1 protein-coding gene is annotated in these 493 nt (G+C 22.7%); it reads right to left on the reverse strand.

Annotated features, from left to right (window positions below; genetic code table 11):
* Window positions 1-51: 51 nt before the first annotated feature.
* A partial coding sequence (locus CAMP5060_RS08165) for a hypothetical protein (protein ID WP_337218209.1) occupies window positions 52-493 on the reverse strand: 442 nt, incomplete at its 5' end.

The following is a 493-nucleotide window of genomic DNA, read 5'->3' on the forward strand; positions in this document are numbered from 1 at the left end:
CTTTTTCAAATAATGCTTGAGTGTTTTTTAAAAAAAGTTCATTCATAATTTTTAATCCTTTGCTAATTGGAATAATTCACATGATGAATTTTTAACATTAAATTCGAAAACTTCTAAGATATGTATTAACATATTGGTAGTTTCTTTATAGTGAATTAAAAGTTCTTTATTTTGTTGATTTGTTGCTTCTTGATTTGTTGGATTTTTTACAAATATTTCATTTTTCTTTAAATTGTGATGATAAAGCAGATGGTGAAATAGTTCATAAGAGCCATTAGATTTTAGTTTATTTTCTAATAAACTAAATTTATCTATAAATTGATAGATAGATTTTTGTATAGGTTTTTTTTGTAACTTTTCAATTTTTTCTAGATTCTTTCTTAATGTTTTAAGGTTTTGTTGATCCTTATAAAGGATACTTTGTATTTTTCTAGCAGCTTTTTTTAGATCTTTTCCTATATTGTTGCTTTTTCCATAAATTTGCTTTAAAGGC

The sequence above is a fragment of the Campylobacter sp. 1569 genome (assembly GCF_024723675.1).
Classification (GTDB): domain Bacteria; phylum Campylobacterota; class Campylobacteria; order Campylobacterales; family Campylobacteraceae; genus Campylobacter_D; species Campylobacter_D jejuni_C.